A 16,276-nucleotide genomic window follows, 5' to 3' on the forward strand; every position below is an offset into this window, starting at 1 on the left:
AACCCCTGCACAAAATCCTCCTCCACAAAGCGGGTGAGAAACTGATGAAATACCTGCTTGCTTGAGAAAAGGAATTTATATGCACTGTCCCAGGGCTTTCGTTCTGCCATAGACACAAGTATACGACGTTTCATAAACCAAGACAATTGCTTAGGCTGCAGCCGTTCTGCAGGAAACCAAAGGCTGGTCAGCGGCATGTGCCGCTTGTTCGCCTATGCAACCAAAGGCGCGAATCAAGCGCATCAATCTAATATAATTCAATAACAATCTGTGGTTTCCCGTATCCCAGAATCACGTAATAAATATTCTACACCATACGTGCCCATAAGGTGGACATATGTGGTTTAAAACAACTCCCTGATACGTGCCTGAGAATCCATCGAATACCCCCAAAAAAGCGGAATTCTGAAACCGTTGAAAAGCGGAACTCTTATACCGTTATTGACAACACAGTTACCAGGTATGCAGCTTTTACGGGCTAAGACAATTTAAAAACTGTGTTCCCCGGAAGCATGGGCAAGTATTCATACCATGCAGCTGGACATTGGCATAGCTTGAATATGTATTCAATGGTAAAGTGTGAAAATTCCTTTCTATATTGTATGAAGCAGTGCAATGGTATAACATCGTAATATCAACCATGAATGATTTGTTTAAAGAACTAACAAAAACCAAACAACTCCACTACTCGCTTCTTTCGGAAATCAGGGAAAAGAAACCTAAGCCCCACACCAGGTTTTACTCTGAACAGGAATTGGTAAAACGCTTCAATGTAAACCGGACAACAGTCCGACAGAGTCTGCAAAAGCTGGTGGAAGAGGGGTTTATTTACCGTGTAAACGGTAAGGGTACATTTATTTCTCCGACTATTAAGAAGCGTCAGATCCTTGTAGTTTCGGTTCAGGATGAAAATCCCTTCCAGAATCACCGCTATGCCCAATTGGAGTTTTTATCCGGCTTATATGGTGAATGTCAGCATCATGGAAATAATTTTATCGTCATACCAATCAGCCCTGATGAGTTTTCTCATATCCTTCCGGACATCTCTCTGATTTATCAACATTTGTTCGGTATAATTTTTTATTCCAACCCCGATCCGCTTACTCAGACATATTCGGATCTTGATGCATTGGGCATTCCCTATATTTTCTATGGTTCAAATCTGTCAAACCCGGATTTTTGTGAGAATTCATTTGTGTATTCTCAGGAATCGATCATTAACATGGCACTTGAACATCTCCGGAAATGCGGTCATAAGACGATCGGGCTGATTGGTGATGCAAATGGAAATGCTCCGCGCCTGCAGCGGGTTAAACTGATATCTTCTTTGGCTGTGGAGCATGGGCTGACCCTTGCGCCTAGTGGAGTTGTAAATTTAGATTTTCCAAAGAATGTCAAACGAGAAGTTATATATAAAACTATTTTGCCACAGGTGGCTGAAATAAATATACAGGCTATTGATGCATTCATTGCAGTGGATGATGTGATTGCAATGTTTTTTATGCGGGCAGCAGCTACTCTGGGATTCAAGGCTCCAGTGGATTTTGCGATAATCGGGATAAATGACTATCCGTTTTGTTCTGACTTATATCCGGACTTATCCAGCATTTCAATATCTTTCTTCGAAGACGGGAAGACGATTATCCATGCCTTTACTCAAGGCATTCTGAATGGCCAATCAGTGAGTAAAAAATCAAAACTTAGGCTTATAACCCGTGGCAGTACCGCACCGGCATAATTGCAGAAATAAAGCGGAAGGGAATTCTCCCTTCCGCCGTTGATTGCCTTTCAATCCAAGGTCGCCGGTCAAGTCCTACCACCACTTAAATGCTATATCCATTGATGACTGTGTCTGGACCTTGACGCTTAGAGTGCTATTGGCAGGGACATTAAACTTCCCTCCCCAGTCTTCTGGAGTAGGCTGAAAGCTTCCGCCGTTTATCGAAACCTGTACATCAGATTGCCATGGTTTATAGACCTGGAGTACGCCGTTGCTTTCGCTTGGTATCTGAAATTCTCTTGTTCCGTTAACTGTGAAATCTACTTCTTTATCTGCCGAAGTTAGCACGGTAATATCACCGTCAGAACCGCCATCCTCTCCACCAGAAGAATCTTCAGCCTCATTGAACGCTATCCAGTTTATGTTCCATCCGCTGCCGGTTGCTGCTATACGTAGAGTATGTTCCCCGGCCGAGAGGGTAACTGTTTTCGTTACCGTTTTCCAGGTTTGCCATCCACCGGTGGTTGCGCTGTTAACCGTGTCCAGGATAGTGCTGCCACTCTTGAGAGAAAATCTAATGTTGTTAGATAAAGATGCCACCCGATATGTCACCTCGTACGAACCTGACGAGGCAACATCGACTTCAAAATCTATCCAATCGCCGCTTGTTATCCAACCAACATTTTCGCCTCCGCCTACATCACTAGTGGGCTGGGTCTGAATACCGCTCATGTGGGAAAAATCTTCAGCCTGGATTGTTCCTGGAAGGTTGTGGCGTTCAGTGTCCGGATCTGGGTCTGGTTCAGGTTCAGTATCCGGATTGTCTCCGGGTTCATAGTTTGGCGGTTGAGCTTCAATTATTCTGCTATTATACCAATCCCCCGCATCGGGAATACGAGTGTTGTTCCAGGCATAGTTTTCTTCTGAACCGGAGTTTGCCACTGCAACATCAACATCGCTATTCAGGGTAAAATCATTATCATGAATGTAATTATGATGAGCAGTAAATTGGTCGTCTACACCAGAATTTTGGCGGGGAACAATCATAATTGCCCGCTTGATGTTGCTATTCCCGGATTGATAGATTGTATTGTATCGAACGACTGCCCATGTTCCTTTCAAGTCTATGTGGCTGTCCGCATAGTTTTGTCCAGAAACCCCTGAACCATAAATTATATTGTTTTCAATTATTGTTCCGGTTGTTCCTTCTTTGATATCAAAGGGTTCTGCAGTAATATTCGGTCCTATAGTTGAGTTTCTGATGATGGTATTGTGTACTTCCCGGCTGTATAGATATCCATTTTCACCGGTGTTGCTTCCATCGCCTTCCTTCCAGACGGAGTTATCTGAGCCCACATAAACACCTTCGCCGAAACCGTCGTTCTTTTTGCCTACATCGTGAAGATCGATGCCATCGATAACTGTATTTAGTGAACCGTCTCGAACGTGAAGCCCCTCTTGTCCAATATCGCGAATTTCTACGCCTTGTACTTGAGTTCCATTGGAATTATCAAGTATGAGTCCCTTGGCTCCTCCCTGGACAATTATGTTTTCAACATTCCAGTAATCGCCGGTTATGTAGAGTACATATCCGTTCTCATTCCATCCATCTCCTTCAAGAATGGCAGGGTTCGATGGGTTCTTGCTTTTGAGGGTTATCGGGTTGGTTTCAGTTCCATCGACATCGGCATGGAAATACCAGCTTCTTGTTACTGTACCTCCCTGGCCGTCACTTAGCTGAATACTGCTGCGCGGAATATTGTAAACACCGGATTCCAATTCTATTACGTCCCCTGGCGATGCGGAGCCCAACAGTGAGCTGAGTTCTGCTGTGTTTGAAGCTATTGATCGGGATATGCTGCTCTCTGTAGCTGTCTGACCGGGAATCACCGGCTGCATGCAGGATCCCAGCAACACTATCGCCACGATTATCAAAACGATTAATTTTTTCCCCATTTTCGTCCTCCTAACAGACAAAACTAACCTGTGAACCTGGCTCAACAGGTTATGTGATTTTACGCCCGTATGCAGAAGCCGTCAACAAGAAAATACTGCAGCACAAAGGAGTATCCGCCCCCACCGACATGATGGTTCATTTTTCTTCCAAATTAGAGTACGGTGGTTCCCAGAAGGGAGGAATCATGCTTGAAGATTATGTCGGGTGGGCGGCAGTTTTGCGTCTGGCATTTTTTCTTCCTTTGGCCGTTTGGCTGTCCATCTACGATATCAGGCATCAACTGGTACACCCTCCGGCTGCGTTTTTTTTGTTATTCGGGGCATTGATTCATATCCTGCTGTTCCGCATGGATTTTTTTGCCATGGTTGAAATTGCCGTCCTTGCTCTGATGGTTCTGGCTCTTTGGTTGCTGCTTCGGGGAAAAATCGGTGCGGGGGATGTGAAGCTGTTGTTTCTGTTTGCGATGCTGTTTGAACCGGATGTGTGGTCGATTGGTTTGCTCATCAGCGGTTGGCTGGGACTGTGCTATATTTTCATTATACGTGTATCAGGAAAAAAGCGGTTAGTTGGCGATTGGCAGCATTCACAGAAGGTTCCGTTTGTCCCGTTTCTTGCGGGGGGGTATACTGTAGCACAGCTCATTTTAATGTGGGTGTATTAATGTGGGGGTAATACAGAAATAAAGCGGAATTCATGGGGATACCGATTATTCGGTAACCATCCGTTGCGATATGATTTGAAACCGGGTTTGTTCCAAACCGCCCGTTTCTTCAGTCCCCGTCTCCTCGGCCCCCGGATTCCTGCCGTCTTTGTCGGTTTCCATACCAAGCCGTACAAACAGAATTTCAAGCGAAAGATCGCCGCTTTCCAGTGTAAACATCCAGAACCAGGTTCTGTCTCCCAGATACCCCAGCACCCGCTCTGCCAAGGGATGATCTTCCGTAACCTCTTCCAGGGAGAGCATATCTTTGAGAAGCATATTATCTACACTTTGACGTTCCCGAAGGGTGAGAATCTCATCATAGGCGCGGCGAAACTCAGCTATGGATTCATTCCCGTACGGATAATATAGAACCGCCCGAAGGATTTCCTCCGGAATGTAGTTTACGTTCATCGTGCCCTTTGTGGTCACAAGCCCCTGCAGCTCCTCACCGTAGGGACTGAGAAGCCGGGGCATATCACGTTCTTTCCAGACAGTCTTTTCTGTCAGGCCTTCCTGTATTTGTTCAAACAGTTGGTCGGCAAAGGAGGAATCCCCGCTTCGCAATTCGGCCAGCTGTCGGATGCTGTCAGGATAGCTTACATTAATATTTGCCGGAGCGTAGGCGGTAACGAGGGTTCCCAAGGCATCTTGGCTGAACAGATCAGTATAGTGGGGCTGAATATCCACAATCGGTCCAGATTCGGCTCGCATGTCCCGAAACATTTCACTTCCGGCTCCATCCCGAAAGATAAAGGAAAGATCATCCTGATCCAGAAGCTTGGGGTGCACCCAGTTCACAGGCAGGCGGCTGGAGATATCTTTCAGCTTCCATACAAGCTGTTCCCTGTCCGGGGCCTGTCCCATTTTGTCGTTCATGTCGTTGAGTATCCGAGTCAGGGCCCCATCCATCGCTTCCTCCAGCTCCCCGTGGGGAGAGTTTGGAAGGGGAGCGAGAGATTCATACAGCACCGGCAAAAGAGCTTCGGCCACTTCATACAGTACCGGTTCACTGCTGCTCTGCTTCTGTGCTGCCGCAGATGCGAAGGCAATATGTTCATGCTGAATGAACCTCATGCCGATGCCGGCCGCCCCCATGAGCAGGGCAATTACCAGAACAAAAATGAATACGATGGGGCTGATTGCGCCCTGCCAGGATCTTTCTGTGAGCCTCGGATAACGAGTGTGCTTCACCTGCGCTCTCCTTCAGATGCATCGGCACCGGGAAAAGCGGACGCTTCTTTCCCTGATGTTCCGGCAGGGAACAGAGGGTAGGAAGCGGGAATTATGGGAATTGAATAGACAGGCGTAGAAGGCTTTCGGGGATCGACAAGCTGTATCAGCACACCCACCGCACGGCCGTTGTAGCGAAGTTCTTCCAAGTCTGTTTCAAACGAGATTTCAAACAGAAGTTCTCCTTCCGGAAAGATAAAGCGCAGCCCATTCTCCTCCAGATTCAGGGCGTAGCCTCCCTGGAACTGCACAGATGCGGCCTCCACATCAACTGAGTGTTCCACGTTCGCCCAGTAGGGCAGGGAAATTGAGCTGGACATCTGTTCAGCGGCCTGCATAATTCTGCCCGCCCGTGCTTCCTGCCCCGCCTTTTCCATAATGGAATCGGTATTCCGGTAGATGAATATGATTGCAGAGAAAAAGGCCGCACTGAGAATAAGGAGAATGCTGATTGCGGCAATGCTGTCTGAGAACGTGAACCCCTCCCATCCTTTGGAGTGGACTGCTCTGAACGCCGGTAAGGCCGGCTGGGCGTGTGAACCCGGCTGGGTGTCTGAACCTGGCTGGGCGTGTGAACCCGGCTGGGTGTCTGAACCCGGCGGGATTGCGGGGGCGTGGTTATCCATCGGATTGTCCGCCGTTGCGGCCGCTGTCTCCGGGAGCAAGTGGGGCGGGAGATAACTGTGTGCCGTCGGGCAGGAGAATGCCTGAGCGTAGTGTCTCAAGCCGGACCTGATTATACCCTTCCAGACGCATGCCCAAAGATGCCATGCTCCGCATCGCTGTAAGAAGCAGCACAAAGGCGAACAGCATAATAAAAAATGCCGTGAGGGCGTCCAGAAGCATGGTTCCCGACCAGGCTGAAGGAGAACCGCTGCGTAGTTTCATTCGTCCGCGCTTGTGCTCACCTTTATTCCCAAGAGCTGATATCCCGGTCATTTCCCTCTCCTCCCGGAAGACCGTCGGCTCCGTAGGATGTAATGGCGAAGGGCAGATTGTTGGGGCCCGGTACTTCGTATACATACTCGTTATCCCATGGATCGGGTTCCGGTGCTTTGTCGATGTAGGGGCCGTTCCAGTTGGAAGGTATAGGATCCAGCACCGGCTTCTCCCACAGGGCATCCAATCCCTGCTCGTAGCTGGGGTAGCGTCTGTTATCAATAAAATAGGCATTCAGGGCCATGGAGTAGCTTTCAATCTGGCTCTGAGCGGCAACTGCCCGGGCCTGATCAATATAGCGGAAGGCGATGAAGCCGACAGCTCCGGTGAGGATCATCACAATGGCAATTACAACCAGGGTTTCCACGAAGGTCCAGCCGTCCCAGTTTCTTCTGCGCTCTGTTTTACTGGCTGTCATTTGTCGCTCCTTCATCGCTATGCTCGCTCTTCTCAGGTTCTTGTGTTCTGGTACCGCTGGGTTCATTTCCGGTTGTTCCTGGGGTATCCGGGTCTATATTCCATTGAGGGGGAGGGGGGAAGCGGGAGATGAGCTGGGAAATATCCTGCTCCAATTCGGGTTCAGCAGAACGGATTTGGTTCAACATGAGGTAGAGCTCTTTCTCCCGGCGCTGGTACTCTTCCATAATCAGGGCGATCTGCCCAAAGGAGGCCGGGAAATCACGTAGCTCATAATGATACAGACTCTTGAGGAACAGCAGTCCGAGATGATCCGGCTGGATTTCCAACCCCAGGGTGATCAGTTCCTCGGCCCGGGCATAGGATTGCCTGGCCAGCATTCTATTGGCCTCGGTCATGCAGTCGAAGGCCGAGCGCATTTTAATATATAGGGCTTCGGTTCGGTTCTGGAACTGGAATGATAGGTTCAACCGTTCATAGCCTTCTTTCTCCATTACCAGTTCATGCATGCCCTGTTCAATTTCAGGAAGATAAAATCGTCCGTTAATATCGGATTCGCCCAGAATCTGTTCTCCCTCCCGGATGATCACTCCTTTCACCGGCATATTCTGATAATCATAAATCATACCGTAGAGGGGGGCATTCTGAAAGCGGGTGGGATTCTGCTGCCCGGTTGTACAGGATGCCCCCAGAAGGGTCAGTATTGCGGTGACCCAAAGAATTATGAGAGAATTCATCCTGCCTGCAGCGAAGCTGCCGCGAAATAGCGGCGGTGTAATGCGTGATCTACTTTTCATTTCGGGATATACCATTCCTCTCCTGAGTATCGGAATATCAGCCTGGACTCCTCATCCCGCTGAAACTGCCAGTCCTTCCACTCCTGTCCTGCAGAGAGAAGGATTACCCGTGAATCCGGGACATACTTTAAGCTGTATTTCAGCGTACCCGACTCCCGAACCATTCCCAGGTATTCCCACTGACGGGCCCGAAGAATCCGGGGCGGCCCGGTATTGGCCGGAGACTCTTCCGCAGTATCGACGCTGCCACCGGGATCATCTTTTTCCGGTAGAGAAAAACTGGCGTACATCCTGCCGCTGTAGGATGCTTCTGCCGCCCGGGATTCTTCCAGTATAATATGTTCTTCCAGTTCAGGGTACTCCCCCTGTTCGTGGGCAATTCTGAGAAAATGGAGCAGAAACTCTGCTTGTATCTCTTCACCCCCTGAGGCGGAAAGAGGCCGGTAAGAAAAACGTTCAATCCGAATCCAGGGATATTCGTTCTCCATTCTGGAAAGAAGCGTGAGCAGGGAATAAAGACTTCCTCGGCTCTGAATCCGTGTTGCGCCGCTCTTTGTAAGAATCCAGGGCGGCCGGGAATCCAAAACGGCGAACTCATCCAGCCCGGGCTGAAAGCTGAGAACGCCCATTCCCTGGCTGCGGAACAGTCCTTCAATTACGGATGTAAACTCTCTATTGCTCATCCCTTGATTATGTTGGATAGATTTCCACAGTGAGAGAGGAATTTCCGCATTTCCTGACACCTGGTCCGGGTTTTCCAATCTTAGCTGCTCAAGCTTGTCAATTTCAGTTCTAATTCTTCCCAGTCTGTCTGTATATGCTGCTCTGTTTTGAAGCAGAACCAGAGTTGTCAGTCCTCCGGTGCTGAGAATGAGAGTAAGAAGGAGAATATGGATGAGAAGGGGGCGTACCTTCTTCATGGAGAACCTCCTTCACTTGCCTGGGTGAGCACCAGAACAAAATTCCTGCTTCCGTCGGGGTTGGCGGTAATGCGGCTGATTCTGGCTTTTTCCACCCGGGGATCATTTACCAGAGCCTCCTGAAGTTCCAACGGATATTCTCCCCGGATGGTGAATTGAACTTCTGTTCCTGAGCTGCTGATGCTCTGGATTTGAATATTCGGATACCCGTGATCGGTGAGAATGTAAATGTTTTCAAACACCTTCAGGGGGGGATGCTCCAGCAACAGTGTCTCAAGTTCAGGCAGTTTTTTACCCGAAGCGGTCGAATTTCCTGTCTGTACCGAGCGCTGAAGTTCCAGAAATTGTTCCCTGGAAGATTCAAGCTCCCTCCGCATATCACGAGTCTGAAAATACAGAGGAGTGAGAATCAGAAAACCCAGAAGCATTGCGACCGGTGCCCACAAAAACGGACGTACGCCGCCCTTTCCGGACCGGGTGTAAAAGCCCCGGTTATGAATATGGCCGGCATAAAAATCTGAAACGACCTCTTCCATGCTCTCTGCCAGTCTGCCGGGAGATTCCCGATCAAGTTCTCTTCCCAAAGATGCATCCGCTTCAGGAGAGATAATTTGAAAGCTGTCTTCGGTCATGCCCTGCCGACCAGATTTCAGGATGAGTTTCAGCCGAAAGCCATGCTCCCTGCTGTCGGAGGAAATCCCATGCTCGGGTACTGAGCCTGCGGTGCCGGAGGATAGAGTGGGGGAAGGATCTTCTTCCCGGATGCTGAAACTATGCTGGCGTATATTGTGCCCGTCGAAATGAAATCTTTCACGGTAGCGGCCGTCAGAAATATCGTAGACTCCCGGATGCATACCGCCTCGGCACAATGCGTAGACCGCCGGAGGAAGAAGCTGGTATCCCGACGGCCTTCCACCGGAAACACAACGGGATGGGCGGTAGATGAGCGCCATGGAATCAAACAGAACAAACTCAAGCCGGTCAATGGAAACAGAATCGGGATACAGGGACGGGGCGTTCGTTCGCACATAGTCCTCTTTCTCCGCCGAATGGGTCTGGGGGATTTCCAGTATCCGTGCGTGACAGGCTTCAAGTCCGGCGATTATCAGCTCTTTCATCGGCGAAACTCCATTATATCACCTCCGTGAAAATGGAAAAAAACGGGACAATGAACTGAAGAATTACCGAGATAATGATCAGGCCGACTAATATGGTGAGTCCGGGTTCCACCAGAGCCATGAGCCGTTCAAAATAGGTCGCCAGGAATTTCTTCTGATACTCATAGAGATGGCTGAACACCGCACCAGGATCCCCGGTTTTTTCCCCGATGCCGATCCAACTGACGGTTCGTTTTGGAATTACCGATCTGGTTTGATTCAAGGCAGCGGAAAGATTTTGGCCCCTCTGGAGGGCGGAGAGGGATGAGCGAAGCTGTTTCTTCAAGGTCAGCAAAGACACTCCATGGAGACTTCGTTCTATTGCCCGCTCTATGGATACTCCATTGGCGTTGAGAACAGAAAGGGAAAAATAGAGCTGAAAAAGGTCCCGCTCCACAAGGAGAGTCTTTAATACCGGAAGCTTCAGCAGCAGCCCCTCCCAGCGATAGAGTGAGGGAGAGGGGCGAAGGTCGTTTCTCCTATGCAGATACAGGCTGTGAAGAAGCATAATGAGCAGGAGAAAAAGAACCCCGCCGAGAGCCGTAAGAAAAATGGTGGAGATCGAAGACGCCAAATCCTCGGCAGCAAGAGGATTAAATCCTGCGAACATCTCAATAAGCCGGGGAGCAAATACCAGAGTAAAGACCCCCAGTCCGGTGAACACCATCCCCAAAACCAGCAGGGGATAGATCATGGCCGAACGGACCTTGCTTTGAATATCCGCCTGACGGCTGATATATTCGCTCATCTCATTGCTGATCACTGCAAGATCGCCGATCTCTTCGCCGGTCTGGATCATTCCGATATATGAAGGGGGAAAGACTCCGTTCAGATTACTGAGGGCGGTACTAAAAGCAAGCCCCTGATTTATGAACGTGAGCAGCTTCCGGGAAATCGTTTGCAGCCTGCGGCTTTCCATCATGTCTGATTGAATCTCCAGAGATTCCTGTAGACTCAGACCCGACCCCAGAAGCAGGGCGAGACTCTGGGTGAACTCCCGCTGCTGTCGCAGATTAAGGCTCCGACTCCTGTTTCGTTTTACAGAACCTGCGCTCATACATTCACCAGTATTGCCGATTGAGCTTCTTCCCAGGAAGTTATGCCAGCAAGAACCTTATCAACCACATCCGAAGCCAGGGAACGATGGTCGTTGCTTTTCAGATACTCGTAGATGCTTTTTTGATCCGCCTGCTTTTCTATGAGATATTCCAGTTCCCGGTCAATTTCCACAATCTCACTCACCACAGTTCTGCCGGAGTACCCCCTGCCTCCGCAATAAGCGCAGCCTTCGGGATTCTGTCTATGGATGGCTGCGCTTTTGACCGAGGGGGCCGGTGGCGGGAGCGTAAATTTTCTGTGTAGATCCTGGATGGCGGACAGTGTATCGTCCGAAGTATCGGGAATCCGGCAATGGCTGCATAGTTTTCGCACCAGGCGCTGGGAGCTCACCGTTTTCAGCACTCCCGCGAGAAGGTAGGGCTGGATACCCATATCCAGCAGACGCTGAATGCTTCCCACTGCGGTGTTGGTGTGCAGGGAGGAGAGAACCAGATGGCCGGTCATCGCCGCACGAATGGAAAGCCGGGCAGTCTCCACATCCCGGATTTCCCCCACCATAATCACATTGGGGTCCTGGCGGAGAATTCTCCGGAGAATGGAACTGAAACTGAGCCCGATATCGTCATTGGTCTGAATCTGGTCCACCCCGTCTATCTGGAACTCCACCGGATCTTCAATGGTGATAATCTTCTTCATTCCATCGTTGATCTCGCTAATCATTGCATTCAGGGTGGTGGTTTTTCCGCTCCCGGTGGGGCCGGTAAGAAGGATCAATCCCTGGGTGAGCCGGGTATTTCTTCGGAGCACATCCAGCTGATCCCGGGTGAACCCGATGGTGTCCAGAGAACGCGGGGCGGACTGGAGGTTGAGTATTCTGAGTACCAGTGACTCTCCGTTGGCGGTGGGAACCGCAGACACCCGGATATCCAGGGAGCGCCCGGCAAGGGTGACGGAGATCCGCCCGTCCTGGGGACGCCGGCTTTCCATGATGTTCAGCCCCGCCATAATCTTAATCCTGGTGGCCACCCCGGGAAAAATATTCCCGGGAATGTTCCGCACCGGGGAAAGTACCCCGTCCAGCCGGTATCGCACCAGGGCGTCGTGCTTCTGCCGCTCTATGTGTATATCGCTGGCCAGGGAGCGCACGGCGTTCAGAATAATGCCGTTCACCAGATTGATAATCGGGGCGTTGTTGGCCAGCCGGTCCAGGGCTTCGCTTCGGTCTGCCGCCGCTTTCCCATATTCAGCCTGGGCCTGAATCTCCCGGTCTGCCCGGGTGTGAATATAGCTTGCGAGTTCACTGTTATCAATTGTCTGGAAGCTGATATGCTGACCTCCTCCGGTTTCAGAACTGAAGAAGCGGGAAATTTCCATTCGAAGGCCCAGATCATCGGAATCAGTGAGACCCACCTCGATGTTCTCCCCGTTTCGGGAAAGGATCAGCGCACCGCATTGCTGAATGAATTGAGGAGGAAACTGATCATCGCCCTGGGGAAGGGAGCTGTAGGAATCGATCCTGACCATCACTGCTCCATATGCTCGGCATAGAGCCGGGCGAACAGCTCTGCCGGAGGAGTTTCGTCCGAGTAGGCGTATTCTAAATGGGGGATGATGTAAATCATCAGTTCCGTGTCATCCAGTGAGCGCTGCTGCTGGGTAAACAGTTTGCCGATCAGGGGGATTTGTCCCAGCAGGGGAGTAGTATTTACGCTGGTATCCGCCTCCTGGTTCACCAGGCCGCCGATAATCACCGGTTCACCGGACTGGGTGCGAATATGGGAATTGATGATCCGTTCGCTTGTGGGCGGAGGGTTTCCGTTGTTGGAAAGATCCGATCCCTGTTTGCTCACGGTGGTGGAGATATCCATGGTGATCATCTCATCTCCGCTGGACCAGCCGTTCACCTTCAAAAAGAGCCCGGACACAATCTCACGGGTTACCCCGGTGGGGGTTACCTCTCCGGTATCCGGATCCACCTCGTTGTCCCGGTAGCGAAAGGTGTTGGTATTCTGAAAATCCACTTCTTCCCCGGAAAGCCCGGTGAGGGTGGTATCCGCAAGAATCCGGGCCTGGGAATTCGTCATATCCCAATTCAGATCTACGGCGAAATTGTAGCCAAAGTTGGAGACGATATCGAAATCAAGCTGAAGCAAATTCCCGATAAAGCCGATAAAACTGCTGTCGCTGAACTGAGGAGCGTCTTCCCCTTCACTCATCTCCGGTTTAGAGTTCGAGGCGTTCATCTCGTAGCGGGTTCTGGCAGTATTCTGAAACTGAATTACCAGAAGCTGATACCGGATCTGGGGAATCGGCTTGTCTATATGTTCAAGCTCCGACATAAACCGTTCATGCACCTTTCTACCGCCTTGAAAAAAAATCAGGGTAGGATCGGCGGTCTGCAGAATATTCTCTTCACTCACCGAGGGAGGAAGATTTTCCAAGAGCTGTTCGCTCTTTAAATAACGCAGACGCACCGGTACACCGCTGCCGTCGGCATCCAGAAGACGGATAAAATCTTCTATTTCGCCGGCCTTGCGGGGGGAAGTAAGCATAATAAATGCGCTCTGGCCCGGCACCACAATAGGCTGACTGGGTTTCAGTCTGTCAGGCAGAAGAGCAATTACATCTTCGGTACGGGCGTTAATCAGGTCAAAGCGGTGATAGTTCTTATCTTCTATGGGCCGGTCCATTCTGGCGATAAATGCGGAAGCTTCCTCCAGCTCTGCCTCCAGACCGTTGAGGATAATGCTGTTATGCTCCCGGTCAATTTTAAACGAACTGCTGGAAATCATCCCCGAAGGGAACAGGGACGGTAGGGATTCCGCTTTAATATGGGACAGGCTGATGGTTCTGGTCTCTTCAAAACGGCGCAGAATATCGTTTCTGCTCACATCAAGAATATAATATATGTCGTTCCGCACACTGTAGCCCGCCTCCGCCTGTTCCAGCAGAAGCTCGAGCATCCGGGTAAAACCTTTATCCGAATAGGTCATTTGGTCGATAACGCTGTCACCCTGCTTCATCAGTGCGTACTCTCGGCCTTCCAGCTCGAAAAGCTGGCGAAGCAGTTCGCTGAAACGAAGTCCCCTGGCATTCACGCTGTACAGACCCTCTCCGCTGCGGCTAATCCCGTTGCCACCTCGTCCTGCAGAAGGAGCATTGGAGCTTTCCGGGGCGTTATATTTAATGTAGAAATAATCATCCCTGACATCCAGCTCGTAATCGGGAAACCGCTCAAGAACAATCTTCAAAATCCGCTCCACCGGAAGAGATTCAACATTAATACTAATCTCTTCGGCGGGCAGAGGATCGAAGAGAATGGTGATTCCCGCCTGCCGGGCAAGGGCTTCAACGATGAACTCCGGACGAACATCCCGGGCAAACAGCCGAAGCTGATCCGGAGACTCTCCTGGTCCCGAAGAGATCCGGGAAACATGCCATACACCGTCCCGGTTTTCCAGAAAAAGATTATTGGAACTGGCGACCACCGCAAAAGCTTCCGCCAGGGATACATCGCTGAAAAAATGGGTGGTGCTTCCGGTAACCGTATCATCAAAAATAACCGACATGGAGCCCAGTCTTGCAAGACTCAACAGCACATCCTGAAGGCCCTGATTCCGGAACTCCATTTCTTCGATCATTACATCGGGAACAGAATCGAAGGCCGACTCCCCGCCGTCGCTCTGGGCGGACACCGGAAGCAGAGAAACTATCAGCAAAGCGAGAAGAATGAGATATGCAGCGCGTCGATTAGCCATAGAAATGTACCGTGGTCCTTTTGGAGTCTCTGCAAATTTACCGTATTTAAGAAAAATTGTCGATGGAAAGATTGTGAATGATACATTGAATCCGGATGTTCTGATGGAATAGCGTGTAGGTAATCGATTTCCCCGGAAAACAGGGTAGTGGAGTCTGATTTTGACAGTCTGGGGCGGAAAATCAGTGATACAGATGGTGAAGGAAATACCTGGACGTATGAATATAACTCCAATGATCAAGTAGTCAAAATTACAAATCCAGCTGGTGACAGCGAGATTCGCGTATATGATAATCGAAAGGATCTGGTACAGGTAGTAGACTTTCGTGGCCACAGCATGGAGTATGAATACGATGATCGTCATTTATTGGAAAAAATTACGAACCCGCTCAATGAAGAAATCACGTATTCCTACCGTGCGGACGGACGGATGGCCTCTAAAGATGTGAATGGTTTTGCCACTACACTTTATGAGTATGATGCACTGGGACGCGTTGCAACAACCAAAAATGAGCAGCTGGGAGATGCGTCTTCCACAACCTACACATCCCGTGACCAGGTAGAGATTTACACCGATGCCGATGGAAATACCTATTCATATGAATATGATGGAAACGGGCGAATTCGCTTCCAGACAAATCCTGATGATGGGGTAATTCAATACAATTATACCGAAGGTCTGGTGTCTTCCGTCATAGATCCCAGAGGTCATGAAACTCAATTGATCTATGACGCAATGGATCGACTGGAGCAGATCATGCATCCAGACACGGGCACAGAGCGTTTTGAGTACAACGGAAGGGGACTACGTACTGCCAGTATTGATGAAACCGGGCATCGTACGGAATTTACCTATGATCATGACGGACTTCTCATCAAGATTACAAATCCTCTGAATGAAACTACAGAGTATGTATATGATAACGCAGCAAGACGTGTGCGGCGTATTGATCCAAATGGCGACAGATATCTATTCGAATACGATAGCCGCGGAAATATGACCAGACGCACTGATCCTCGTAATCAGACCCGGTTATTCGAATATGATGAAAACGGCAATATGACCGCTGTTACTGATGAACGGGGAGCCAGAACTAGGTATGTGTACGATGAACTTAATCGTGTGGTGAGAACCATTGAAGGCAATGGTGCCACAACCGAGTATCGCTACAATGTTCTTGGCAATGTTACCCGAATAACAGATCCGCTGGGCAATTCTACATACTTCCAATACAACGCTCGCGGTCACTTGGTGAAACGCTGGGATGCGGAAGGCAATCTTTGGGAGTATGATGTAGATAGCCGGGGGAATGTTCTTCAGGTTACCAATCCCTATGGGGATATTGAAACATCACAATATAATTTCCGGAATCAACTTATTCAGGAAACCAACGGTGAAGGCGACAGCAATGGGTATTTTTACGACACTGCGGGAAACCTTGTCCGTCATCTGGATGGCAGAAACAACGAATATCGGTACGTCTACGATGAACGCAACCGTCTTGTTGAAGAAATAAACAGATTGAATGCTTCCCAGAGCTATGAGTATGACCCTGCCGGAAACGTGGTATCGGTTACCCAATTTAATGGTGGAAAGAATTCTTTCCAGTTCGATGCAGC

14 protein-coding genes are annotated in these 16,276 nt (G+C 49.8%); 3 read left to right on the forward strand and 11 right to left on the reverse strand.

Annotation, left to right across the window (positions count from 1 at the left end; genetic code table 11):
• Positions 1 to 640 precede the first annotated feature (640 nt).
• Complete coding sequence (locus AC52PS_RS11140; RefSeq protein WP_495563141.1) at positions 641 to 1,738, forward strand: substrate-binding domain-containing protein; 1,098 nt, start codon at positions 641 to 643, stop codon at positions 1,736 to 1,738.
• 75 nt (positions 1,739 to 1,813) lie between these two features.
• Here AC52PS_RS11140 and AC52PS_RS11145 read toward each other — a convergent pair whose 3' ends face one another.
• The gene (locus tag AC52PS_RS11145; protein WP_495563142.1) at positions 1,814 to 3,676 is read right to left on the reverse strand and encodes a carbohydrate-binding protein; all 1,863 of its coding nucleotides are present in this window, start codon (positions 3,674 to 3,676) and stop codon (positions 1,814 to 1,816) included.
• Between the two features lie 185 nt (positions 3,677 to 3,861).
• Here AC52PS_RS11145 and AC52PS_RS11150 point away from each other — a divergent pair, with 185 nt between their 5' ends.
• A complete protein-coding gene (locus AC52PS_RS11150) occupies positions 3,862 to 4,338 on the forward strand; it encodes a prepilin peptidase (protein WP_495563143.1) in 477 nt (158 codons plus the stop codon).
• Between the two features lie 45 nt (positions 4,339 to 4,383).
• Here AC52PS_RS11150 and AC52PS_RS11155 read toward each other — a convergent pair whose 3' ends face one another.
• Genes AC52PS_RS11155 through AC52PS_RS11200 form a run of 10 tightly spaced genes read right to left on the reverse strand, consistent with a single transcriptional unit; the run spans position 4,384 to position 14,657 of the window.
• Complete coding sequence (locus AC52PS_RS11155; protein ID WP_495563144.1) at positions 4,384 to 5,571, reverse strand: hypothetical protein; 1,188 nt, start codon at positions 5,569 to 5,571, stop codon at positions 4,384 to 4,386.
• Complete coding sequence (locus AC52PS_RS11160; RefSeq protein ID WP_495563145.1) at positions 5,568 to 6,236, reverse strand: hypothetical protein; 669 nt, start codon at positions 6,234 to 6,236, stop codon at positions 5,568 to 5,570. The genes AC52PS_RS11155 and AC52PS_RS11160 overlap by 4 nt, the downstream gene beginning before the upstream one ends.
• A complete protein-coding gene (locus AC52PS_RS11165; protein ID WP_495563146.1) occupies positions 6,229 to 6,549 on the reverse strand; it encodes a hypothetical protein in 321 nt (106 codons plus the stop codon). The genes AC52PS_RS11160 and AC52PS_RS11165 overlap by 8 nt, the downstream gene beginning before the upstream one ends.
• Positions 6,521 to 6,967 (reverse strand): type II secretion system major pseudopilin GspG, encoded by a 447-nt coding sequence (gspG, locus tag AC52PS_RS11170; protein WP_495563147.1) that lies wholly within the window; start codon positions 6,965 to 6,967, stop codon positions 6,521 to 6,523. Before gspG ends, AC52PS_RS11165 begins: the two co-directional genes overlap by 29 nt.
• Entirely contained in the window at positions 6,954 to 7,763 is an 810-nt protein-coding gene (locus AC52PS_RS11175; protein ID WP_495563148.1) for a hypothetical protein, read from the reverse strand. Before AC52PS_RS11175 ends, gspG begins: the two co-directional genes overlap by 14 nt.
• Positions 7,760 to 8,683 (reverse strand): hypothetical protein, encoded by a 924-nt coding sequence (locus tag AC52PS_RS11180; protein ID WP_495563149.1) that lies wholly within the window; start codon positions 8,681 to 8,683, stop codon positions 7,760 to 7,762. The genes AC52PS_RS11175 and AC52PS_RS11180 overlap by 4 nt, the downstream gene beginning before the upstream one ends.
• Positions 8,680 to 9,801, reverse strand: coding sequence for a hypothetical protein (locus tag AC52PS_RS11185; protein WP_495563150.1), 1,122 nt, complete (start codon positions 9,799 to 9,801; stop codon positions 8,680 to 8,682). Before AC52PS_RS11185 ends, AC52PS_RS11180 begins: the two co-directional genes overlap by 4 nt.
• 13 nt (positions 9,802 to 9,814) lie before the next feature.
• Positions 9,815 to 10,897 (reverse strand): type II secretion system F family protein, encoded by a 1,083-nt coding sequence (locus tag AC52PS_RS11190; RefSeq protein WP_495563151.1) that lies wholly within the window; start codon positions 10,895 to 10,897, stop codon positions 9,815 to 9,817.
• A complete protein-coding gene (locus AC52PS_RS11195) occupies positions 10,894 to 12,423 on the reverse strand; it encodes a GspE/PulE family protein (RefSeq protein WP_495563152.1) in 1,530 nt (509 codons plus the stop codon). The genes AC52PS_RS11190 and AC52PS_RS11195 overlap by 4 nt, the downstream gene beginning before the upstream one ends.
• Entirely contained in the window at positions 12,423 to 14,657 is a 2,235-nt protein-coding gene (locus AC52PS_RS11200) for a secretin GspD/PilQ domain-containing protein (protein WP_495563153.1), read from the reverse strand. The genes AC52PS_RS11195 and AC52PS_RS11200 overlap by 1 nt, the downstream gene beginning before the upstream one ends.
• Positions 14,658 to 14,804: 147 nt before the next feature.
• Between AC52PS_RS11200 and AC52PS_RS11205 the strand changes: the two genes are divergently transcribed.
• Positions 14,805 to 16,276, forward strand: a 1,472-nt coding sequence (locus tag AC52PS_RS11205; RefSeq protein ID WP_495563154.1) for an RHS repeat domain-containing protein, incomplete at its 3' end; no start/stop codon positions are given.

This window comes from Salinispira sp., assembly GCF_059431795.1.